Annotated in this window: 17 protein-coding genes; 10 read left to right on the forward strand and 7 right to left on the reverse strand. The window is 71.5% G+C overall.

The window, feature by feature from the left end; translation table 11 throughout:
• Positions 1-351: 351 nt before the first annotated feature.
• The 5 genes from ACHFGS_RS05925 to ACHFGS_RS05945 are packed head-to-tail and all read left to right on the forward strand — an operon-like array spanning position 352 to position 4,270.
• Positions 352-1,203: a phytoene/squalene synthase family protein gene (locus tag ACHFGS_RS05925; protein WP_394278202.1), complete on the forward strand. Its 852-nt coding sequence runs from the start codon at positions 352-354 to the stop codon at positions 1,201-1,203.
• Positions 1,200-2,759: a phytoene desaturase family protein gene (gene crtI, locus ACHFGS_RS05930; protein ID WP_394278203.1), complete on the forward strand. Its 1,560-nt coding sequence runs from the start codon at positions 1,200-1,202 to the stop codon at positions 2,757-2,759. Before ACHFGS_RS05925 ends, crtI begins: the two co-directional genes overlap by 4 nt.
• A 1-nt stretch (position 2,760) precedes the next feature.
• Positions 2,761-3,093, forward strand: coding sequence for a lycopene cyclase domain-containing protein (locus ACHFGS_RS05935; RefSeq protein WP_394278204.1), 333 nt, complete (start codon positions 2,761-2,763; stop codon positions 3,091-3,093).
• On the forward strand, positions 3,090-3,398 hold the full coding sequence (locus ACHFGS_RS05940; protein WP_394278205.1) for a lycopene cyclase domain-containing protein: 309 nt from the start codon (positions 3,090-3,092) through the stop codon (positions 3,396-3,398). Before ACHFGS_RS05935 ends, ACHFGS_RS05940 begins: the two co-directional genes overlap by 4 nt.
• Positions 3,395-4,270, forward strand: a complete 876-nt coding sequence (locus tag ACHFGS_RS05945) for a prenyltransferase (protein WP_394278206.1) — start codon at positions 3,395-3,397, stop codon at positions 4,268-4,270. The genes ACHFGS_RS05940 and ACHFGS_RS05945 overlap by 4 nt, the downstream gene beginning before the upstream one ends.
• Positions 4,271-4,286: 16 nt before the next feature.
• Here ACHFGS_RS05945 and ACHFGS_RS05950 read toward each other — a convergent pair whose 3' ends face one another.
• Both ACHFGS_RS05950 and ACHFGS_RS05955 read right to left on the reverse strand, forming a co-directional pair.
• Complete coding sequence (locus ACHFGS_RS05950; protein WP_394278207.1) at positions 4,287-7,217, reverse strand: UPF0182 family protein; 2,931 nt, start codon at positions 7,215-7,217, stop codon at positions 4,287-4,289.
• Between the two features lie 102 nt (positions 7,218-7,319).
• Positions 7,320-8,453 (reverse strand): PDZ domain-containing protein, encoded by a 1,134-nt coding sequence (locus ACHFGS_RS05955; protein ID WP_394278208.1) that lies wholly within the window; start codon positions 8,451-8,453, stop codon positions 7,320-7,322.
• A gap of 125 nt (positions 8,454-8,578) precedes the next feature.
• On the opposite strand from ACHFGS_RS05955, the gene ACHFGS_RS05960 reads away from it, so the two are divergent.
• The gene (locus ACHFGS_RS05960) at positions 8,579-9,979 is read left to right on the forward strand and encodes a zinc-dependent metalloprotease (protein WP_394280106.1); all 1,401 of its coding nucleotides are present in this window, start codon (positions 8,579-8,581) and stop codon (positions 9,977-9,979) included.
• Positions 9,980-10,769: 790 nt separating this feature from the next.
• On the opposite strand, the gene ACHFGS_RS05965 is transcribed toward ACHFGS_RS05960, so the two are convergent.
• Positions 10,770-12,482: an ATP-dependent helicase gene (locus ACHFGS_RS05965; protein ID WP_394289276.1), complete on the reverse strand. Its 1,713-nt coding sequence runs from the start codon at positions 12,480-12,482 to the stop codon at positions 10,770-10,772.
• Positions 12,479-13,366: an NAD(+) diphosphatase gene (gene nudC, locus ACHFGS_RS05970; RefSeq protein WP_394279286.1), complete on the reverse strand. Its 888-nt coding sequence runs from the start codon at positions 13,364-13,366 to the stop codon at positions 12,479-12,481. Before nudC ends, ACHFGS_RS05965 begins: the two co-directional genes overlap by 4 nt.
• A gap of 73 nt (positions 13,367-13,439) precedes the next feature.
• Here nudC and ACHFGS_RS05975 point away from each other — a divergent pair, with 73 nt between their 5' ends.
• On the forward strand, positions 13,440-14,690 hold the full coding sequence (locus tag ACHFGS_RS05975) for a phosphotransferase (protein ID WP_394279287.1): 1,251 nt from the start codon (positions 13,440-13,442) through the stop codon (positions 14,688-14,690).
• A gap of 10 nt (positions 14,691-14,700) precedes the next feature.
• On the opposite strand, the gene ACHFGS_RS05980 is transcribed toward ACHFGS_RS05975, so the two are convergent.
• Entirely contained in the window at positions 14,701-18,003 is a 3,303-nt protein-coding gene (locus tag ACHFGS_RS05980; protein ID WP_394279288.1) for an ATP-dependent DNA helicase, read from the reverse strand.
• The gene (locus ACHFGS_RS05985; protein ID WP_394279289.1) at positions 18,000-21,068 is read right to left on the reverse strand and encodes an ATP-dependent helicase; all 3,069 of its coding nucleotides are present in this window, start codon (positions 21,066-21,068) and stop codon (positions 18,000-18,002) included. The genes ACHFGS_RS05980 and ACHFGS_RS05985 overlap by 4 nt, the downstream gene beginning before the upstream one ends.
• A 161-nt stretch (positions 21,069-21,229) precedes the next feature.
• Between ACHFGS_RS05985 and ACHFGS_RS05990 the strand changes: the two genes are divergently transcribed.
• Positions 21,230-21,451 (forward strand): DUF3107 domain-containing protein, encoded by a 222-nt coding sequence (locus tag ACHFGS_RS05990; protein WP_394279290.1) that lies wholly within the window; start codon positions 21,230-21,232, stop codon positions 21,449-21,451.
• Between the two features lies 1 nt (position 21,452).
• Complete coding sequence (locus ACHFGS_RS05995) at positions 21,453-21,740, forward strand: hypothetical protein (protein ID WP_394279291.1); 288 nt, start codon at positions 21,453-21,455, stop codon at positions 21,738-21,740.
• Here ACHFGS_RS05995 and ACHFGS_RS06000 read toward each other — a convergent pair whose 3' ends face one another.
• On the reverse strand, positions 21,741-22,457 hold the full coding sequence (locus ACHFGS_RS06000) for a ferritin-like fold-containing protein (RefSeq protein ID WP_394279292.1): 717 nt from the start codon (positions 22,455-22,457) through the stop codon (positions 21,741-21,743).
• 141 nt (positions 22,458-22,598) lie between these two features.
• Here ACHFGS_RS06000 and ACHFGS_RS06005 point away from each other — a divergent pair.
• On the forward strand, positions 22,599-23,534 hold a 936-nt coding region (locus ACHFGS_RS06005; RefSeq protein WP_394289277.1), incomplete at its 3' end, for a DEAD/DEAH box helicase.

Here is a 23,534-nt window from a genome sequence, read left to right on the forward strand (position 1 = left end):
AATGTAGCTCGCGGACGACCTCATCGGGACGTTCGGCTCGCGCGCGCAGGCCGGCCGGGAGCCGGGTGCGGATCTCCGCGCCGCGAAGCGGACACCGCTCATCTCGCTCGCCGCCGAGACCGCACTCTGGCCGCGCGTCGCGTCCGCCCTCGCGCTGGCCCCCACGGGACCGATCGCGGTCCGCGAGGCGCAGCGAGAGCTCGCCGCCAGCGGCGCGCGGGAGCGCACCGTCGAACTCATCGAGGACACCCAGCGCTCCGCCCGCACCCGCGCTGCGGACGCCGCGCTCCCCCGCGACGCCGTCGTGCTCCTCGCCGCCCTCGCGGCTGCCGTCGAGGAGAGGATCCCCCGATGACCGGGACCCTCTACGACCGCACCGCCTCGGCGGCGGCGGCCGCGGTCATCAGCGCTTACTCCACCTCTTTCGGCCTCGCGACGCGGCTCCTCGGCGTTCGCGTACGCGGCCACGTCCGCAACGTGTACGCGCTCGTGCGGGTGGCCGATGAGATCGTCGACGGGGAGGCCGCCGCGGCGGGGCTCAGTCTCGATGCGCAGCGCCGCACCCTCGACGCCCTCGAGGAGGAGACCCTCGACGCGATGTCGAGCGGTTTCAGTGCGAACCTCGTCGTCCACGCCTTCGCTCTCACGGCGCGCGAGTGCGGCATCACCCCCGAGCACGTCCGCCCGTTCTTCGCATCGATGCGGACAGACCTCGAGACGGCGTCACACGACGCGGCATCCCACGACGACTACGTGTACGGCTCGGCGGAAGTGGTGGGGCTCATGTGCCTGCAGGTCTTCGCCAACGCCGGCCGCCCCGACGCTCCCATCCCGGCGCCCGCGGCCCTCGTCACCGGCGCCCGCAGGCTGGGCGCCGCCTTCCAGGACATCAACTTCCTGCGTGACCTGGCCGACGACGCGGGGCTCCTGGGCCGCGACTACCTCGGCGTGACGGACGGATCGACCCGCGCCACGGTCCTCGATCGCATCGACGCAGACCTGGATGCCGCGGCAGAGACGATCTCGCTGTTGCCCGCCGACTGTCGCGCCGCCGTCACGGCAGCGCACGACCTCTTCGCCGCGCTCGCGACCCGCCTTCGGACAGCCGTCGGCGACGAACGCGTGCGCGTCCCCGACCCCGTGAAGGCCATCATCGCCGCTCGCGCCGTCGCGGGGCGCCCTCCCGTGCGGAGGGCGTCATGAGCCGCCGGGTCGCCGTCATCGGCGGAGGGATCACCGGACTCGCCACCGCCGCCCTCCTCGCTGACCGCGGCGACGAGGTCGCCGTATTCGAGGCACTGCCGGAGGTCGGCGGGCGCGCCGGCTCCTGGGAACAGGACGGCTTCCGGTTCGACACCGGCCCCAGCTGGTACCTCATGCCCGAGGTGTTCGAGCACTTCTTCGCGCTCCTCGGCACGTCCGCCGCCGAGCAGCTCGACCTCGTCCGCCTCGACCCCGCCTACCGGGTGTACGGCGAGGGCGACCCGGAGCCGCTCGACATCGTCTCCGGCCGCGAGGTGGCGGTCGCGACCTTCGAGGCCCGCGAGAAGGGCGCCGGGCGCACACTCGCGAAGTACCTCGACTCCGCGAAGGAGATCTACGACCTCGCCGTCTCGCGGTTCCTCTACGACCCGTATGTGACGTGGCGGGGTCTCACCCACCGCGACGTCGTGCGTCGTCTGCCGCAACTCGCGAAGCTGCTGCTCACCTCGCTGTCCCGGCACGTCGACGCCCGCTTCCGCGACACGCTGCTCCGCCAGATCCTGGGCTACCCGGCCGTCTTCCTGGGCAGCTCGCCGTACGACGCTCCGAGCCTCTACCACCTGATGAGCCATCTCGACCTGGAGGACGGGGTCCTCTACCCGCAGGGCGGCTTCACGCAGCTGATCGCCGCGATCGAACGCCTCGCCCGAGAGCGCGGCGTGACCATTCGCACCGGCACGCCCGTCGCGGAGATCCTCGTCGACGGCGACCGCACCACCGGCATCCGTCTCGAAGGGGGCGAGGTGATCGAGGCCGACGTCGTCGTCTCGACCGCCGACATGCACCACACCGAGACGGCGCTGCTGCCGCCGGAGGCGCGCACCCGCGACCAGAAGTGGTGGGACGCCCGAGTCGCCTCCCCTGGCGCGCTGCTGCTCCTCCTCGGTGTCGAGGGCGAGCTCCCCCAGCTCGCCCATCACACCCTGCTGTTCACGAAGGACTGGGCCGCCGGCTTCGACGCCATCTTCGGCGATGAGGCGCGGACGGCGCCCCGCGTCCCGGACCCGGCGTCGATCTACGTGTGCCGGCCCAGCGCGACGGACGCCACGGTCGCCCCGCCCGGGCACGAGAACCTGTTCGTCCTCGTGCCGATGCCCGCGGCTCCCGAGCTCGGACGCGGCGGAGTCGACGGCGACGGCGACGCCGGGATCGAGACCGCCGCCGACGCCGTGATCGCTCAGATCGCCTCGTGGACCGGCATCCCGGACCTCGCCGATCGGATCCGGGTGCGGCGCACCATCTCGCCCGGCGATTTCGCCGCCGATTTCGGCGCCTTCCGCGGCGGCGCGCTGGGTCTTGCGCACACGCTCCGCCAGTCGGCGATGTTCCGCCCCGGCAACCGGTCGAAGCTCACCAACCTCTTCTACGGCGGGCACTCCGTGCTCCCGGGCGTCGGGCTGCCGATGTGCCTCATCTCGGCGGAGCTCATCGTGAAGCTCATCGATGGCGACACGGCGACCGGAAAGCTCAGCGAGCCCGCCCGCGCGGAGCGCTGACGTGCCAGGGCTGTATCTCCTCTTCCTCGTCCTCTCCTTCGCCGGAATCGCGACACTCGACGTGCGCTTCCGGCTCGTCATGGCGCACCAGCCCCGCCGCGCCGTGATCGCCGTGGCGATCGGCACCGCCTTCTTCCTGGCCTGGGACGCCGTCGGGATCGCGACCGGCGTGTTCGTGCGCGGCGACAGCCCGCTGCTGCTCGGGTGGGACCTCGCGCCGCATCTCCCGGTGGAGGAGCCGGTGTTCCTCGCCTTCCTCAGCTATCTCGCGCTCGTCCTCCATGCCGCCGGCACGCGGTGGGTCAGCCGGCGGCGGGAGCCGGGGGCGACGTGACCTATCCGCTGATCGTCATCCCCTTCGCCGTGCTCACCGTCGCGGTCACCCTCGCAACCGTCCGGCGCCCGCGGTTCTCGGCGCGCATGCGCGCGTCGGGCGTCGCCGCCCTGGGTCTGGTCGCCCTCACCGCGGTGTTCGACAACCTGATGATCGCGGCCGATCTGTTCACTTATCCCGAGCACCTCATCAGCGGCATCCGCATCGGCCTCGCCCCCATCGAGGACTTCGCCTATCCGGTCTGCGCCGCTTTCCTCGTCCCCGCAGTGCTCACCCTGCTCACGCCCCGAGAGGACCCCGCATGAACGCCGGCGAGTTCACGAAGCAGCTCGTCCTGTCGTCGCGGCCGGTCAGCTGGATCAACACGGCCTACCCGTTCGCCGCGGCCTACCTCCTGGTCACGCGGGAGATCGACCTGATCCTCATCGTCGGGACGGTCTTCTTCCTTGTCCCCTACAACGTCGCGATGTACGGCATCAACGATGTCTTCGACTACGAGTCGGACCTCCGCAACCCGCGCAAGGGCGGCGCGCACGGGGCGATCCTCGCGAAGGAGCTCCACCGCCCGACCCTCTGGTCCGCAGGTCTGCTCTGCCTGCCGTTCCTCGTCTTCCTCGTCGCCGTCGGGGACCCGCTGTCGTGGCTGGTCCTCGGCCTCAGCATGCTCGCAGTCGTGGCCTACAGCGCGCCACCGCTGCGCACGAAGGAGCGGCCGTTCGCCGACTCCGTGACCAGCAGCATCCACTTCTTCTCACCGGCCGTGTACGGCCTGGTGCTCGCCGGTGCCACCTGGACGTGGCAGCTCGTCGTCATCATCGCGGCCTTCGCGCTGTGGGGCATCGCGTCCCACGCCTTCGGCGCGGTGCAGGATGTCGTCGCCGACCGCGAGGCGAGCATCTCCTCCATCGCGACGGCGCGCGGCGCGGCATGGACGGTGCGCTTCGCGGTCGTCGCCTATGCGGCATCCGGGGTTGCCATGCTCTTCACGACCTGGCCAGGTCCTCTCGCGGCGATCGTGGCGCTTCCCTACCTCGCGACGGTCTGGCCCTATCGTTCGGTGACGGATGCCGCGTCGGAGGCGGCCACGCGCGGGTGGGACAGGTTCCTCTGGCTCAACCAGTTCGCCGGGTTCATCGTCACCGTGCTGCTGATCTGGTGGTGGACGCTCACCGCGTGAGCGCCCACCACCGAGATCACTCGCCCTCGAGCTCGAGCAGTCGCTCGATGATGTTGGTGAGCTTCTCGTCCGCCTCGCCGTACGCGGCCCAGTCTCCGGCGGCCATGGCGTCGTTGCGCTCCATCATCGCCGTCTGAGCCTCCTGCAGCAGGCGGTCCAGCTCGTCGACCGGCACGGTCGGGGCATCCGGGTCGACCGGCGCCTCGGGGTCGGCCGGGTCCTCGGTCGCACCCGGGCTCGGCGTGGCGTCCGGAGTCGGGGCCGTGTCCTGGTCACCCGTGGTCGCACCGCTGTCGCCGCCGAACAGCGAGTCGAGCGCCTCCTGGAGGGTGTCCTCGAAGGCGACCTCCTCACCGAACGCGACCAGGATCTTCCGGAGTGTCGGCAGCTGCGTGCCACTGGAGGCCTGAACGAACACCGGCTGCACGTAGAGCAGACCGCCACCGACGGGCAGAGTCAGAAGGTTGCCCGGGAGGACCTCCGACTGCCCGCGGTTGAGCAGGTTGAGCTGCTGCGAGATGGTCTCGTTCGAGTTGAACGTGTTCTGCACCTGGCCGGGACCGGGCACCGAGACCTCGGCGCTGATCTCGAGCATGCGGAGCGTGCCGTAGCCGTCGGCCTTGACGCCGTCCTCGTTGCCCGCGTTGCTGTCGACGGCGAGGTACCCCATCAGCACGTTCCGCTCGCCATCGCCGACCGAGGCCGGGATGAAGGAGGTGAACATCGAATACGACGGTTCGTCCTGCCCGGGCATCTGCATCGTCAGGTAGTACGGCGGCTGCAGGTTGGTCCCGGCTACCGGGTCCTGCGGGGTGCGCCACGCGTTGTCGCGGCGGATGAAGGACTGCGCGTCGTCGACGTGATAGGTGCCGAGCATCGCGCGCTGCACCTTGAACAGGTCGGTCGGGTAGCGCACGTGGCTCATCAGGTCGCCCGACATCTCGTCGATCGACTTGAGGCTCGTCGGGTAGACCTTCTGCCACGCCTGCAGCATCGGGTCCTCTTCGTCCCACGCGTAGAGCGTGACCGAGCCGTCATAGGCGTCTACGGTCGCCTTGACCGAGTTGCGCATGTAGTTGACGTCATCGAGCGCGACCCGGGGCGACGTGTTCGTGTCGGAGATCGCCTCGCGGAGGCTCACGATCGACGAGTACGGGTAGTTGTTGCTCAGGGTGTACCCGTCGATGATCCACACCACGCGGCCGTCGACGACGCTCGGATACGGATCGCTGTCGAGCTCCAGGTACGGAGCCACCTTCTTGACACGCACGCTCGGGTCGCGGTCGTAGAGGATCTGTGACTCCTCGTTGATGCCGTCAGAGAAGAGCATGTCGGTGGACTGGAACTTCAGCGCGTAGATGAGGCGGTTGAAGGGGTCTCCGACGCTGGGTCCGCCGTCACCCGTGAAGGTCGTGCGGGTCTGCGCCGCGCCGTCCTCGCCGCGCGGATAGTCGAGCTCGATCGGGTCGCTCTCCTCAGGGGCGCCCACGATCGAGTACAGCGGCGAGGACTCGCCGAAGTAGATCCGCGGCTCGTACTCCTCGCCGATGGTCAGCTCACCCGAGGTCGGCATGCCGCGCTCGAGGAACACGGGGTTGCCGTCCTCGGTGCGCTCGTTGCCCTTGGCGGCGACCATGCCATAGCCGTGGGTGTAGACGAGCGTGTTGTTGTACCAGCCCTGCGCCGTACCCAGCTGGTCGAGGTTCAGCTCGCGCACCGAGACCACGGCATCCTGCATCTCACCGTCGATCTCGTAGCGATCGACGTCGAGCGGGTCGGTGAAGCGGTAGTAGGAGCGGTACTGCTCGAGCTGGCGGACGGTCGGGCCGATGACCGCGGGGTCCATGATGCGCAGCGACGCCGTGGTCTCGGCATCTGCGCGCAGCTGACCCTGCTCGGCGGTGGTGACCGCTTCGTAGTCGGTCTTCTCGAGGCCCTCGATGCCATAGGCGAACTTCGTCGCCTCGAGGTTCCGCTCGACGTACGGCGCCTCATAGGTCTCGAGGTTCGGAGCGACCTGGAACTGCGTGACGGCCCATGGGTAGGCGACGCCCACCACGAGCGAGGACACGATCAGCAGCCCGGTGCCGATGAGCGGGAAGCGCCAGCGGCCGATGACGGCGGTGACGAAGAAGAGCACCGCGACGATCGCGGCGGCGATCGCGACGATCCCGAGCCCGGGGATGACCGCGTTGACATCGACGTAGCTGGCGCCGGTGAAGCGCTCGCCCTGCGTGGTGAGCGTCTTGTAACGGTCGAGCCACAGACTCGCGGCCTGGACGGCGAGGTAGAGGCCGGCGAGGATCGCGAGCTGGATGCGCGCGGCCTTCGAGATGCGCAGCTCACGCTGACCGACGCGCACCGACCCGTAGAGGTAGGCGACAACGGCCGTGACGAGGAGGCTGATCAGCAGGACGGCGGAGGCGAAGCCCAGCACCGCGCTGTAGAACGGCATCTGGAACAGGTAGAAGCCGGTGTCCATGCCGAACTCGGGGTCGGTCATTCCGGTCTCGACACCGTTGAACCAGAGCCAGACGGTCTCCCACTGAGCGGATGCCGCGAAGCCGGCGAAGAACCCGAAGAACACCGGGATGCCCCACATCGCGAGTCGACGAAGCGGCTCGACCACCTCCTGATAGTGGTCGAGCTGCGAGCTCAGCCGCGCATAGACGGGGCGAAGCCGGTAGGCCAGCTGGATCGCCGCGAACACGGGCGCCGCCATGGCGACGAAGCCGACCGCGAACATCACGACCCGCGCGATCCACTGCGTCATCAGGACCCCGTCGAAACCGAGCTGGCGGTACCACTGCCAGTCGGCGTACAGGCTCGCGAACGCGAAGAACGCCATGACGAGCACGGCCAGCACACCGACGGTGATGGCGATCGTGCGACGGACGGGATTGGGAGCGGAAGGCGTGGCCGGGCCCGCATTCGGTGTCGAGGTCACCCTCTCATCCTAGGCGGGTGCCGGACCCCGGACTCCGGGCGGGAGACCTCTCTCGGCGAAATCGTAGCCGGGTGCGACCCCTGCCGCGACGGGTGCTCCCCCTCAGCCGGCGGCGCAGGTCGGGAGGGCGTCGACGCCCTCGCCCTCGCGGATGGCTTCCAAGGCCGCGAGGGAGTCGTCGAGAGTCTCCACGGCGACCACCCGGAGATCGCCCGGGACGTGCCCGACGACCTCGTCGCAGTTGCTCTTCGGGGCGAAGAAGTACTCCGCGCCGGCATCCTCTGCTCCGTACAGCTTCTGTCGGATGCCGCCGATCCGCCCGATCGTGCCTTCGGAGTCGATGCTCCCGGTGCCGGCGATCTGCGCGCCACCGGTGAGCTCACCCTCGGTGAGCACATCGATCATGCCGAGCGCGAACATCTGTCCCGCGCTCGGACCGCCGATCCGGTCGAGCTGGATCGTGACCTCGATCGGGAACTCGTAGTCGTGGCTCGTGGTGACGCCGATCAGCCAGACCGGCCCCTCCTCGCCGTCGCTCTGCCGGGGAGTCACCTCCACGGTGACCTCCTCGCCGCCGCGAAGGACGGCGAGCTCCACTGCCTCACCCTCCCCCGCGTTGATGACCTCGCGCAGGGTGTCGGTCGACTCGATCGGGGTGCCGTCCGCCGTCACGAACACATCGCCCTCCTCGAGCAGCCCCGTCGCGGGCGAGTCTTCGCTGAAGCCGTAGACGCTCACCGTCGGGCGCACGTCGTACCCGAGCTCGGTCAGCGCGGCAGCGGTCGCCTCCTTCTGCGAGTCGACCATGAGCGCCGCGCTCTCCTCGTTGCGCTCCCGGGTGGTCACGCCCTCGGGGTAGATCTGCTCGATCGGCAGAACGGCCTTCGACCGGTCGAACCAGGCGAGCGCGAGCTCGAACCAGGACGGCGTCCACTCGCGGTTGCCGACGACCTGGACGGTCGTGAGGTTGAGCGATCCCTCGGAGACGGGATACGTCTTCGCCCCCTCCACGGAGATCAGCGGGACGTCCTCGCCCTCCGCGGTCGACACCGTGCCCAGCGTGTCGACGACGGGCCCCTGCCGTTGGATGACGTACGCGGTCGGGAGGAAGCTCAGCACCAGCAGGGCGACGAGTGCCACCGCCAGCGCCCAGACCCCGATCGGGATCCGCACCGGTCGACGCAATCGCCGGGCGGGCTCCACCGGAGCGGTGTCTTCAGGGGGGAACAGGGACACGGTGGACCTTCTTCCGTCGCTCGTTCGCGACCGGCGTACACGGGACGGCTCCCGCTCGGACCGTGCGATGGAAACCCGCGACTAGCGTAGGACGAGATGTCTCCCCCTGCTGAAAGGCGCCTGACATGACAGACGACGACCGCCCCGGCGACGACGATCTGGCCGAGATGCTCCGGCGCCTGCTCAGCGGCCAGGGCGGGATCGACCCTGAGCAGCTTCGCCAGATGGGCGTGAGCGGCGTCGACCCCGCCATGCTGCAGAACGTCATGCGCATGATGCAGGGCGCGATGGCCGGTGACGACGACGGCATCGACTGGTCTGCGGCCAAGACCGGCGCGCTCCACATCGCGAACCAGGACGGCCTCGGCATCACCGACGGCACCCGCGCCGACTTCGATCAGGCCTTCACGCTCGCCTCGCTGTGGCTGAGCGAGGCGACGGCGATCGGTGACCTCGTCGCCCCGCCCCGTGCGGTCACGCGCGGCCAATGGGTCGAGGCGACGCTGCCGGTGTGGCAGGAGCTCGCCGAGCCCGTCGCCACCTCCATCTCCGACGCCCTCCTGGCGGCCCTCGAATCGCAGACCCCCGAGGAGATGCGCAGCGTCATCGACGGCGCCGGGCGCCTCATGCGGCGGGTCGGCGGAGCGCTCTTCGCGGGGCAGCTCGGCACCGTCATCGGGCGCCTCTCCCGCGAAGTGGTCTCCGGGGGCGATGTCGGCATCCCGCTCATGCCGGACGGCGAGGCGACGATCCTCCCGCAGAACTTCGCCGACTTCGGGCGCGATCTCGAGATCGAGCAGGATCAGCTCGCCCTCGCCCTCGCCACGCGGGAGCTCGCGCACGCGCGCCTGTTCCGCCATGCCCGGTGGCTGCGCCTGCATGTCATCTCGCAGATCACCGAGTTCGCCCGGGGCGTGCACGTCGACGTCGGCGCCCTGGAGGACCTCGCATCGCGCTTCGATCCCTCCTCGCCCGAGGAGCTGCGCGAAGCGATCGAGAGCGGCGCGCTCCTCCCCCAGCGATCCGAGGCGCAGGTCATCGCGCTGACCCGCCTGGAGAATCTGTTGGCGACCATCGAAGGCTGGGTCGACGTCGTGACCGCCGACGCCCTCACGCGCCTTCCCGCCGCCGATCGCATCGCCGAGACCGTCCGCCGCCGCCGCGCCGCCGGCGGACCCGCGGAACGCGCCATGGCCTCGCTCGTGGGGCTGGAGCTGCGTCCGCGCCGCCTCCGCGAAGCGGCGGCGATGTGGCGTGCCGTCACCGACGCGGTCGGTCCCGCCGCGCGGGACGCGCTGTGGGACTACCCCGACCTCATGCCGAGCGCCGAGGACATCGACGATCCCGCCGCGCTCGTGGCCCGTCTGCAAGCCCACGCCCGCGGTGAGGAGCCCGTCCGCGACGCGTTCGATGACGCGCTCGAAGCGCTGTTGGACGAGGAGTCGCGCGACGACGCCGCCGATCCGCCGGCGGATGCCCCTCCCGGCGACGAGCCGGAGGATCCCACCGGGCCGCGGCCCGTCTGACCGCCTCCTCCACAGCCGTACACGGCTGCCCGTCGATGCTCCGACTGTGGACAACGCCGGGATCAGCGTGGAGCGCGGGGCCAGAATCGGCCCATGCTTCGCCTCGCCCCCTCTCGCCCGCCGCTGTGGCGCACCGCGTCCTCGATCCAGCTCGGGCCCGACGACGAGAGGCCGCTCGAAGGGCTGAGTCCCTGGCAGGAGCGGCTGCTCGATGAGCTGGTCACCGGCATCCCCGACGCCCGCTTCCTGCCGCTGGCGCGCGAACTCGGCGCCTCGGAAGAGGAAGCGGCTGCCTTCCTCGACCGCATCCGCGGAGCGCTGGGCACAGCACCCGAACGTGATCTGGACGTGCGCGTGGAGCTTCCTGCCGACCTCGCCGGCGACGAGGAGGCGACCCTGATCGCAGGGCTCGGCGCCGGCGGCATCCGTCCGCGCGAGACCGCGCGCTGGGCCCTGGACACGGCCGCCGATCGCACCCCGGTGATCGTCGTCGCGCACCGGCTGGTCGCGCCGCACCGGACCGCGCGGCTGCTCGCGGACGACGTCCCTCATCTGCCGGTGGAGCTTTCCGGCGATCGCGTGAGCGTCGGGCCGCTCGTCATCGCCGGCCAGACGGCGTGCATGGCCTGCCTGCACGCCGCACGGCGTGATCTCGATCCGGAATGGCCGCTCGTGGCCTCTCAGCTGCTCGCCCGCCCGGCGCCCCGCACCGATCCGCTCCTGATGCTGGAGGCCGCCGTCCTCGCGGCGCGGTTGCTCCGCACCGGCGACGCCGGGCGCTCGGTGGGACTCAGCGCCGGGGACGCGCGGCGCGCGTGGCGCGCCCACCGCCCGCACGAACGCTGTCTCTGCCGATCTCCTGAAGGAAGCGGGATGGCTGGCGTTCCCGAACGCCCGATGCCCGCGACCACGACAGTGAGAGCGTTCGCGCGGCCCGCGTGATGCCGACGTACGCGAGCCGGCGCTCTTCATCGATCTGTTCGAACGTCGTGGCATAGGAGATCGGCAGGAGACCCTCGCTGAGGCCCATGAGGTGCACGTGCTCCCACTCCAGGCCCTTCGCGGCGTGGAGCGTCGCCAGGGTCACGGTGCGCAGAGTCGGCTCGTGCTGCGCCTTCGCGCGCGCGGTCAGCTCATCGGTGAACGCCCGCAGCGTGATGCCCTCCGGAGCTTCCTCCGCGAGCCGGAGGACCGCGGCGCGCGCCTCCCACGCGTCGCGAAGCGCTCCGCCGGCGGGCGGGGCTTCGTCGGTGAGCCCGAGGGAGCGGAGCACGTCGCGCACGGTGGCCGCGAACGACCCCGACAGCGGTGCGACCGCCGCCGCCCGCAGCGCCATCAGCGCCTGCCGGACTTCGGGCAGATCCCAGAACCGTTTGCCGCCGAGCACCGTGGCGGCGATCCCCCGCGCCGACAGCGCCGCCAAAAGGGGCGCCGACTGTGCGTTCATCCGGTAGAGGACGGCGATGTCGGATGCCGCGACCCCCCGCGCGAGCTGCACCGCGACCCGGTCGGCGATGCCCTCCGCCTCGGCGTTGTCGTCGTCGTAGGCGACCACCTCGGGCAGCGGCCCCGGCTCGCCTTCGGTCGCGAGGTGGAGGGCGCCGGGGCGCCCGCGCATGAGCTCGTTCGCGACGGCGAGCACGGCGGCATCCGAGCGATAGTTGCGTTCGAGCCGCACGACCTGCGCGTCGTCGTGCCGGCTCGGGAACTCGAGCAGATACCGCGGGTCGGCGCCCGCGAAGGAGTAGATCGTCTGCGAGGCGTCGCCGACGACGCAGATGTCGCGGCGGTCGCCGACCCAGAGCTCGAGGAGCCGGTGCTGGACGGGCGAGACGTCCTGGAACTCGTCGACGGTGAAGTGACGGTACTGCTCGCGCACGGCGGTGGCCACGCGGGGCTCCGACTCGACCATCCCGGCGCAGGCCAGGAGGACGTCCTCGAAGTCGAGCTGACGGCGCTGGTCCTTGATCCGCTCGTACGCCTCCATGAGGTCGATGAGCGGGGACAGCGCGAGACCGGGGAGCCCCGTGGGCCGCTCGGCTGCGTACTGCCGGACCGAGCGCATCGTGACCTTGCGCCATTCGATCTGGGAGGCGACGTCGCGGAGGGTGGCCGCATCGAGGCGGAGTCCGATGTCGCCGGCCGCCTGCCCGAGCATGCGGACCTTGCTGTCGACGATCGTGGGGGCGCCGTCACCGGCGACCTGCGGCCAGAAGAAGTTCAGCTGGGCGAGCGCGGCGGAGTGGAAGGTGCGGGCGGAGACGCCCTCGACGCCGAGCCCGCGGAGCCTTCCCCGCAGTTCGCCGGCCGCCTTCGTCGTGAAGGTGAGCGCCATCACGCGCTGCGGCGAGTACGCGCCGGTGTCGACGCCGTGGGCGATGCGGTGCGTGATCGTCCGGGTCTTCCCTGTGCCGGCGCCGGCGAGGATGCACACCGGACCGCGGAGGGCCGCGGCGGCCTCCCGCTGATGCTCATCGAGATCGTCGAGGGGTCCGCGGGTCATGACTCCACCCACCGCGTGATCAGGCTGCGCGCGATCGATGCGGTGCCGGGCAGGCGCACGTCGCCGCCGCCGGCGAGGGCGGTGCGCAGCTCATCTCGGGTGAACCAGCGCACGTCGACGATCTCCTCGCCGTCGGGCCGCGCCGCCGAGTCGTCGACCGCGTGCGCGTGGAAACCGAGCATGAGCGAGCGCGGGTACGGCCACGCCTGCGACCCGCCGTACGACAGCCGATGCACGTGGACGCCGGCCTCCTCGGCGACTTCGCGGAGGACCGTCGTCTCGAGGGACTCCCCCGCTTCGACGAAGCCCGCAAACGTCGAGTAGCCGGGCACATCGCCCCAGGCCGCATTGCGGCCGAGCAGGAGCCGCTCTCCATCGGAGGAGGCGACGGCGACGATGACGGCGGGATCGGTGCGCGGGAAGTGCTGCTTCCCGCACTGCGGGCACACCCGAACCCAGCCCGCCTGGCGGATGTCTGTGGGCGAGCCGCACGCCGGGCAGAACGGGCTGTCGAGAAGCCAGCGTCCGAGGCTCAGCGCCTGAACGAAGCGCCCCGCTTCGTCGGCCGGGAGATCCCCGCCGATCGCCCGCAGCCCCGCCCATTCCACGCCCGGGAGCTCCGGCGCCGGAGCGGATGCCGGGAGGACGGCGGCGACGACAGCGCACCCGTCCGCGTCGCGGCCGAGGAAGGCCCACAGCGACTCGCCGGGTGCGTCGGACACTCCGACCAGGCGCAGATGAGCGTCCGCGACCGGCGCCCGGTCGCCGTGGATGACGAGCACCCGTGTCGACGCCTCGGCGCGGGCGCGTTCGAGCAGCGCGTCGTCCCGTTCGTCGGCGGCACGGTCGATGACCGCGCGGGCCAGGGGCGGGGGGACGTCCATCGGCATCCTCGAGGACCTCTTTCGCGGGCGTGGCGCAGGGGCGCAGGGGCGCGGCCGACCTACTCTGGGGGGCATGGCACGCTCTCCCCTCACTCTAGCCGCGGCGGCCACGGCCGCTCTGTCGACGGCTTCCGGTCCCGGTGCGGAGATCGTCGGCGTCGCGCCGCTCACCGAGGGCGGCGCAGGCACGTTCGACAGCGCCCTGCTGCACCTCGCCGACGGGGGCCGACTGGTGATCCGCGTGCCGCAGACCGCCGAGGCGGAGGCGGGCCTCTCCCGAGAGGTGCAGGCTCTCACCGCGCTGACGGCCGGAGTGCGCGCCCTGCTCGGCTTCCGGGCCCCCGAGGTGCGCGGGCACGCCCGCCTCGGCGACGGCGTGGCGCGCGTGATGACCTACCTCCCCGGTTACCGGGTGGATGCCGCGCACGTGCCCGCAGGGCGCGGGGTCGCCACGTCGCTGGCCGGCGCCATCGCCGCCGTCCACGACCTTCCGGCATCCGTCGTCCAGGGCGCCGGCCTGCCGGTCGCCACCGCGGCGCAGGTCCACGCAGAGACCGAAGCGCTGCTCGACCGCGCCGAGGCCACCGGGCGCCTGCCGTTCGGTCTCCTGCGCCGGTGGAGCCGCGCGCTCGCGGCCGAGGCCCTGTGGCGCTTCGAGCCGACCGTCACCCTCGGTGGCGTGGACCCCTCGACATTCACGTTCACCGACATCGACGGGGTGCCGACCGTCAGCGGCCTGCTCGACTGGAGCGGCCTGCGGGTGGGCGACCCGTCGGAGGATCTCCGCTGGACCTCGTCGGCACCCGACGCCGTCGCCGACGTGTTCCGCGCGTACGCGGCCGGCACCGAGCGCTCCCCCGATGCGCTGCTCGCGGAGCGTGCGCGGCTGCACGCCGAGCTGGAGTTCGCGAAGTGGCTCATCCACGGCCACGAGAGCGGCTCGAGCACGATCCTCGACGACGCGGTGGCGCTGCTCGAATCGCTGGACGAGAGCGTCCGGGATGAGCCGCCTCTGGCCGCCGGAACCGTGACGCTCGACGACGCCATCGCGGCGCTCGGGCGGGTGCCCGCCACGCCGACCGACAGCGTGGACACCTCGATGCAGACCGACGCGTACGATCCGGGCTCGATGGACCCGTTCGACGACGAGGACGAGCCGGCCCAGGCTCGCTCCGCCTCCATCGATCAGGAGACCGAACCGATCGAGTTCTCCGGCTGGCCCGGGATGGACGAGGCGCCGGCGCCGGCTTCGGCCGAGGACGAGGATCGCGACCCCGACGACGCCGCGCGCAACGCGCTGCGTCGGTGGACCGGTACCGCCTGACACCGTCGCCTCAGCCGCGGATCACGATCCCGTCGCCCACGTAGCAGAGGGCCACGTCGATCTGCGACATCGGCACCCCGTGCTTGGCGTGGTAGGCCCGTCGGTACAGCTCGAGCTGCAGCATCCGCTCTTCCCGCTCCACGGCCGTTCGCGGCGGCCTGCCGGTCTTCCAGTCCACGATCTCGATGCGCTCGCCCCGGCGGTAGACGGCGTCGAGCTTGCAGATGATCACGTGCGCACGACCGTCGCCGAACGCGTCCGGGTCGGCGAAGTCGATCTCCGTCTCGACCTCGATCGGCTGCAGCGGCGCCCACTCCGTCGCGAGGAACGCCTCCTTCAGCCGTTCGAGCGCCGCGGCGTCGGCTGCGGACGCGTCGCCCGCGGCATCCTCGTCCTCCCACAGCACATCGTCGGCCGATCGCGCCCGGCCGACGAGACCGGAACGCCGCTCGACCCAGGAGTGGAAGAGGGTCCCGAGCCGCGTCTGCCGGTAGGGCCGCTCCGGCAGGGGCCGGGCCGCAGCCGTCGCTGCCCCCGCGTAGTCGGCGACGAACTCCTTGTAGCGAGAGGCCGGGATGCGGGTCGGGGCGATGATGTCCTCCCCCGCCGCGCGGGCGGCGCGCTCGGCGAGGAGCAGCTCGAGATCGCGGGTCGGCGCGGCCCGTGGCCTCTCCCGAGCAGCGCGCACCTGCGCCGCTGCCGCCTGCACGCGTTCGCGCCGGGCGCCGAGTGCATCGATCGGCCACTGCAGCGTCGCCCGTTCGCCCTCGAACGGGTTCTCCCCGAAGACGGACTCGCCGTCGACCTCTTCCTCGGGCAGGTCGACCGACAGTTCACCCGCGATCTCGCGGAGGAACCGGCTCACCTTCCGCGGCTTCTTCGTCCCCGCCCATGCCGAGGCGCTCAGCAGCAGGTGCTCACGGGCGCGCGTAACCGCGACGTAGGCCAGGCGCCGTTCCTCAGCCAGATGACGCTCCCGGATGCCGTCGGCGTACGCCTCCAGCGCCGCTTTCAGCTCCTGCTGGGTCTGCGACCGATGCCCCTGCCACGCGAACTCGGGCAGCCACGCCCGGTCCCCCCGGAAGCTGTACGGCAGGACGCCGAAGCCGAGCCACCCCTTGCCGTCCTGCAGCCGTGAGGGAAGCTCCTCCTCCACGCCGCGCACCACGGCGACGGCATCCCATTCCAGCCCCTTCGATCCGTGGATCGTGAGGAGCTGGACCACGTCGTCCTCGGGCGGTTCAGTCCGCGGCGCGAACTCATCGAGTCGCTCGGCGCGGTCGAGCCAGGCGAGCAGGCTCGTCAGCGAGCCTCGCTCGTCGGTCTGCAGGAAACCTTGCAGCTCGTCGACGAAGGCGCGGAGCTGGTCACCGGCGACGCGCGCGGGTCCCCGGCTCTCGTTCGCGGCGAGCTCGATGTCCAGGCGCAGCTCAGCCTCGATGAGACGCACGAGCTCGGGAACGGGGAGGGACGCCGCACGACGCAGTCCCGCGAAGACCGCCCCGGCTTCCCTCAGCCGTTCACGCGCGGCCGGTGTGAAGCCTGCCAGCCACCCGTGGTCGGGCTTCTGGCGCGAGAGGAAGTCGAGCGCGAGGACGAGCGACCCCCGCTCGTCGTCGGATGACTCCCGAAGCGCCGCGGTGACGTCCAGCGGGAGCGGCTGCAGAGCCGCGTCGTGGCGGGCGAGCCGGGAGGCGAGCTGGGACAGCTCTCGCAGGTCGGCGAGACCGATCGCCCAGCGCGGCCCAGCGAGCAGCCGGATGAGTGCCGATCCCGCCCGCGGATCGCTGATCACCCGGAGGGCGGACACCACATCGACCACCTCGGGCGTGGACAGCAGGCCGCCCAGACCCAGGATGCGGTGCGGGATGCCGCGTCGGCCGAGGGCATCGGCGAATCGGACCATGTGCTTCTTGCTGCGAAGGAGGATGGCGCCGGTGGTCGCCCGGCCGGCGCCGCGACGCTCCTCCCGGACGGCCTCGAACCACTCCGCGACCCGATCGGCTTCGGTGTCGACGTCGGCGTCCACGCAGATCTCGACGCGACCCGTCGGCGCGCCAGGCCGGGGCCGCAGCGCGCCGACCTCGACGGGGGCGCCGGCGGCGAGTGGGGCGAGCACGGCCGTGGCCGCGCGCAGCACGTCGACGCTGTTGCGCCAGCTCGTGAGCAGCGAGTATCCGGCGGCCCCGCGGCCGACGCCGAATGCGACCCCGAAGTCGCCGAGGTTGCCGGCGCTCGCGCCTCGCCAGCCGTAGATGGATTGGTGCGGATCTCCGACGGCCATCACCGCGGTGCCGGCGAAGAGCGCCGCGAGCAGGTCGGTCTGGACGACGGAGGTGTCCTGGTACTCGTCGAGCAGGACGACGCGGTAGCGGTCACGCACGTCTGCGGCCACGCTCGGGTGCGCGGTGATCACCTGAAGGGCGCCGGCGACCTGGTCGGAGAAGTCGATGACGCCGCGGCGCCGCTTCTCGGCATCGTAGGCGCGCGCCAGGTCGACCAGGACGGACAGCCCGCTGACCTTCTCCGCGGCGGTGCGCACGTCCGCGTAGACGGTCGTGCGTGCACTCTCGGATGGACGTTCGAGGACGTCTTGGAAGTCGTCCGCGAACGCCGCCAGCGCGTCGAGGTCGACGAGGTTGTCGACGCCGTCGCGGGCGATCCGCAGCGCCGCGTCGATGATGGTCGACGGCCGTTCCGCGCGGTCCGGGAGCCGGCTGTCCGTCGAGGCGAAGACGACCTGTCGCATCAGCAGCCAGGCCGCGGATTCGCTGAGCACGACGGCGTCGGAGTCGCGGCCGATCCGGACGGCGTTCTCGCGGACGATGGCATCGGCGAAGCTGTTGTACGTCGAGACGGTGGGGCGATCGAGCAGCGTGTCGATGCCGGTGGCATCCGGCACCGGCGGCGCGAGCGCGTCGAGGACCGCGCGGCGGGCGGCTTCGGGCGCACCGGACTGCTCGAGCCGGACGAGCTCGTCGAGTCGGCCGGTTGCGTGGAGCTCGGGGAGGAGGGGGATCAGTCTGCGCCGCTGGAGGTCGGCGAGTCGCTGGAGCCGCTTGCCGATCCGCTCGGCCAGTTCGCCGGCGGCTTTGCGGGTGAAGGTCAGGCCGAGCACCTCCTCTCGCCGCACGAGATCGTTGGCGACCAGCCAGACGACCCGGCCCGCCATGGTCTCCGTCTTGCCGCTGCCGGCGCCGGCGACCACGAGCGTCGGGGCGAGCGGCGCGGAGATCACGGCGGACTGCTCTGCGGTGGGCGGGAACTGCCCGAGCGCGGCGGCAAGGGCTTCGGGGCTGACGATCGTCGTCATGAGGCGCTCACCGGCCCGATCGTGTGGATGCGGCACAGGCCGCGGGTGTGGTCGTCGCGGCAGTGCTCCTCGAAGGGCGCCTCGAAGCTCGTCCCGCGCATGACAGTGACGGCGGTCTCGACGCGCTGCAGGAACGCGGCACGGGTCTCGTCATCGAAGGGCGGCTGATGCGGCTGCGCGTACGGCGCGTTGCGGGTCTTCTTGAGCACGACGAGCTTCGCCCCTCCCGGCGGCGCCCCTGCGGCCTCGGCGATCGCGCCCCGCTCGAAGGCGATCTGGTAGGCGGCGAGCTGCGGATTGTCGGCCACGGCTCTGTCGCCCGTCGCCTCGGCGCGTCCGGTCTTCAGGTCGACGATGACGACGCTGCCGTCGCGCCGACGTTCGACGCGGTCGATGTAGCCGCTGAGGATCGCGGGATGCGGCAAGTCCGCCACCGGGATCTCGACCTCGAAGTGCGGCTCCGCGCCGATGAGTTCAACGCCCTCTCTCTCGGCATCGCGGAGATAGGCGGCCAAGCGCATGACGAGGTCGCGGGCGCGGCGCTGCTCGGCCTCATCGATCCACGGCGCCTCGAACTCGAGCCCACCCCAGCGGTCCTCGACGAAGGTCCACAGTGCGGCCTCGTCACCGACGCCGACCTTCTCCAACGCGGCGTGCAGAAGGGTGCCGAGGCCTTGCACACTCGTTCCCGGATCGCCGCCGAGGTCGCCGATGACCCAGTCGAGCTGGCACTGTTCGAGCGCGTGGATGCGCGACGGTGAGACCCGGATCGGACCCGCTTCCGGGTCGCGGATCGGCGCGTCGCTGCTCAGCGGGGTGACGCCGTACCAGTCCTCGGGAGCGGCGCCGGCGACACCGGCGTCGGCCAGGAGGACGAGCTGCTCGGCGGCGTGCTCCCGCGCCGCCGGGTTCGCGTGCCGGTCGGTGAGCACGCGCCGGTGCTGCGCAACCAGCCCACGGAGGGTGAGCGGATGCGCGGCGGACGGGGGTGCGGGCTCGGCCGGCGGCAGGAACTCGAACAGGGCGCTCGGACCGGTGTCGTCGTCGTCCACGGCCGTCACGATGAGCTTCGCCCTCGCCCGGGAGACGGCGCGCGCGAACAGCCGCAGCTCGTCGTGCAGCACCGTGCGTCGGCGGTCGAGCGCGCCGTCGGGCGCGCCGCCGCCCGCGAGACGCCAGGTGTCGAGCATGCTCCCCCGCACCCGCAGATTCGGCCACACGCCGTCCTGCACCCCGGCGACGACGACGGTGTCGAACTCGAGACCCAGCGCACCCGCTGGAGTGGAGACCTGCACCCCGGCCGTCTGCGCGGAGGTCGCGAGCCGGTCCTCAGCCACCTCGGAATGGAGGACGGCGCGGAGGTAGTCGATCGGCAGGGTGCCGTCCTCACGTTCACCGTGCCGTTTCGCGGCCTGGAACAGGGCGACGACGGCGTCGAGGTCTCGCCGGGCCTGCTCCGCCAGCGGGCCGTGCCCATCGGCGAGGGTGCGGAGCTCGCGTTCGCGCCCCTGCCGTTCCCACACGGTCCAGAGCAGCTCATGCGCCGTCGCCCCTTCGGCGAGCTGCTCACGCAGCTGCGCGACGGTCTCCGCGATCCGCGCGGCACGTCGCGCTTCGGGGGTGTCGAGCAGAGCGAATTCGAGCGGATGCCGCATGGCCGATACCATCAGCTCCCGCGCGGACCGCTCGCCGCCGGCGCTGAGCTCGGTGTGGCGGAGCGCGGCGCGCAGGCGACGGAGCTCAACGGGGTCGAGGCCTCCCCCGCGGAGGACGTCGACCACCTCGTCGGGGTCATCCGTGGCATCCGCTCGAGAGGCGACGTCGACCATGCTCAACAGGTCACGCACGATCGCAGTCGCAGCGAGCGCGCGCGCCGGGCCGATCGCCGAGGTCGGCACATCGCGCGCGGCGAGCTCGGTCTCCAGTGCCGCCACCTGGCGCGTGTCGTGCGCGATGACCGCGCACCTCGACCACGGGACGCGGTCGTGGACGTGTCGCTCTCGGAGGAGGCGGGCGATCGTGTCGAACTCCTCACCGCTCGATCGGAGCGTGAACGCTCGCACGCTGCCGTCGGCGTCGACGCCCGCGGGGACGCGGCGATGGACGACCACGCCGGCCGCGCCGATGCGTGAGGTGACCTCGGCGACAAGATCGCGCTGGAAGGCGGTGCCCCGGTGCGTGCCCGTGAGCACATAGGTCTGAACGGCGAGCCGGGCGAGGTTCTCCGGTCGCGCTCCTCGGAACGAGCCCGAGCCGACATCGGGGTCGCCGAAGGCGAGCACCGCGATCCCCCGTGCCCGGCACGCCTCGAGCAGGTCGATCCCGAGTGCGGTGAGCTCCTGCGCGTCGTCGACGATGATCGCCCGAAGCTCCCCCAGCGCGTCATGCTGAGTCTGTGCGACGAGGGCCGCCGCCTCACGGACGAGGCCCGCCGCGTCGCGATGCGACCCGCGCATCCGTGCGCGGACATCGTGGTACTCCTTCGCGAACGAGGCCAGCGACGCCCAGACGTCGAGGTCATGGCGCGCGGCCATCGCAGCGAGGGCATCGGGTTCGATCCCGAGGGTCGTCATCTCGGCGAGGAACGCGCGGATCTCCGCGCGCATCCCGGAGGTCGCGCGGATCTCCGGGGTCACCCATTCCGGCCAGCGTGACGCTCCGTAAGCCTCGTCCTCGGCATCCCCCTCGAGGAGGTCTCCGATCAGCCGGTCCTCGTCAGGGCCGGTGAGCAGCTGCGGCGGCTCGTCACCGCGGCGCACTGCTTCGGCGCGCACGATCTGGAAGGCGAAGGCCGCCACCGACCGGGCCAGAGGGCCATCCGTCGCGACGCCGACGGCGAGGGCGAGCCGATCGCGCAGCACCGTCGCGGCGAGACGGCTGGGAGTGAGCACGAGCACCTGCGCCGGCGACAGTCCGCCGCCCAGGAGGCGCACGACCCGCTCGACGATGGTCGTGGTCTTCCCACTGCCCGGCGCACCGACCACCACCCCCGAGGAATCCACGGGAAGGTCGACGACCGCTCGCTGTGAGGCGTCCAGCGCGAGCGGAGGTGACGGTTGACCCATGCGCTCCACGCTATCCGCCGCCACCGACACCGCCTCGCCCGACGGCGCGCGTCCCGTGGGCGCGTTCGCCCAGAGCGTCACCGCCGCAACGCCCGCCCGGAGCCGTTGTCGTAGGCTCGGAGAGCACCCGCACCGGCGGGGCAGGGAAGGCAGGCATCACCGTGGAGATCCGCATCGGCATCGCGAACTCGCGCGAGCTCAGCTTCGAATCGAACGAGACGGCCGACGCCGTCAAGACGACCATCGCGTCGGCGCTCGACTCCGGTGCGGCGTACGTCACCCTGACCGATGCGAAGGGCGCGACCTACCTCGTCCCCACCGCGGGCATCTCCTTCGTCGAGGTCGGCACCGACCAGTCCCGGCGCGTCGGCTTCGTCGCCTGAGATGCTGATCGTCCTCGCGCTGGTCTTCGGGGCCGTCCTCGGTGCCGGCGCGCACTTCGGGGTCCCCGGGCGCGAACTGCGCGGCGCGGCGATCGCGCCCTTGCTCGGCAGCGCCGTCGCGGCCGCGGCGTGGATGGTGCTCACCTGGGTCGGGCAGGGACCTGACTCGGCCTGGGTGTGGATCGCGTCGATCGTGCTCCCCGCGGTGATCGTTCCGGCAGCGCTCGTGCTGCTGACGCGCACGCGGACGCGCGCCGACGCTCACACTCGCGCGAGCCTCGGCATCTGATCAGGCGTCGAGCCCGATCGCGGACATCCGCCGCGAGTGCGCACCCAGCAGCTGGGTGAAGACGGGCTCGACCTGCTTCTCGTCCTCGCTGTCGAGGCCCTCCGGCCTCAGCGCACCGCGAGCGACCAGCAGTGTGTCGCCGACGAGTCGTCGGCCCCACATGCTGAGGATCGATCGCCACTCATCGTCCGCCGCGATCGCGTCGGTGATGATCTCCACGAGGGCCGAGCGATCGGCATCCGCTCGGAGGATAGCCGCGACCCGACGACCGGTGTCGCCGTAGCTGCCCGACAGCGACAGGTAGAAGTCGTCCAGCATGCCCGCCGTGATGTGGACGGAGAGCATCGTCTCCAGTGCCCGCGCACCGTGCGTGGCCCGGCGGAACACGTCGAGCGGCTCACGGAACGGCAGCATCAGCTCCATGGGATCCTGACCGCGGTCGCGGATCAGGGCGACCAGACCCTGGTGCTTGATGAGGGCGGCGGCCACAGCGCGTGAGAGCGACTCCTTGTGCGAGAGCTCCGGGCTCCGCTCGATGAGCGAGCTCAGCGTCTCGGCATAGCCGAGCTGCAGGTACGCCGCCTGCCCCAGGTAGGTGGCGACGTCGGGGGCGAGCTGCTCGAAATCGACACGACGGACATCGCTCGCCTCGTCGCGCGAACGGAGCCGGAGCATACGACCGGCCGGCCTCTGCCGCTGCCAGAACCACCTCACCACCAGGCCAGCCTACGGGTCGGACGGCCTCGCTCGGGTAGGCTGGGCGGGTCCCGGCGACGGATCGGGACCCCGCGCCTGTGGCTGAGTGAAGGGCGTGGACCCTCACCCCGGCGGCTTCTCACCGCCAGACAGGCATGGAAAATGACGACTTTCGCAGATCTCGGCGTCGATCAGGACATCGTGGAGGTGCTCGCGGCCAAGGGCATCGTCGACGCGTTCCCGATCCAGGAGCAGACGATCCCCCTCGGCCTTCCCGGCCAGGACATCATCGGTCAGGCGAAGACCGGCACCGGCAAGACCTTCGGCTTCGGCATCCCCGTGGTCCAGCGCCTCGGGCTGGACCCCGAGCCCGGCGTCAAGGCGCTCATCGTCGTCCCGACCCGCGAGCTCGCCGTGCAGGTCTACGAGGACATGGACATGCTCACGTCCGGCCGTGCGACCAACGTCGTCGCGATCTACGGCGGCAAGGCATACGAGGGTCAGATCGACCAGCTCAAGGCCGGCGCCCAGATCGTCGTCGGCACCCCGGGCCGGCTCATCGACCTCAACAACCAGCGCCTGCTCGACCTGTCGAACGCGACCGAGGTCGTCCTCGATGAGGCCGACAAGATGCTGGACCTGGGCTTCCTCCCCGACATCGAGAAGATCTTCCAGAAGGTCTCCCCCGTCCGTCACACGATGCTCTACTCGGCCACGATGCCCGGGCCGATCGTCGCGCTCGCGCGCCGCTTCATGTCGAACCCGATCCACATCCGCGCCACCGACCCCGACGAGGGCCTGACGCAGGCGAACATCAAGCACGTCGTCTACCGCGCGCACTCGCTCGACAAGGACGAGGTCATCGCCCGCATCCTGCAGGCCGATGGGCGCGGCAAGACCGTGATCTTCACGCGGACCAAGCGCGCGGCCCAGCGCCTCGTCGACGAGCTCACCGACCGCGGCTTCAACGTGGGCGGCGTGCACGGCGACATGGGCCAGGAGCAGCGCGAGCGCTCGATGGCGGCGTTCAAGGCCGGCAAGATCAACGTGCTCGTCGCCACCGATGTCGCCGCGCGCGGCATCGACGTCGACGAGTTG

Origin of the sequence: Microbacterium sp., from assembly GCF_043427715.1 — a bacterium.
Classification (GTDB): domain Bacteria; phylum Actinomycetota; class Actinomycetes; order Actinomycetales; family Microbacteriaceae; genus Microbacterium.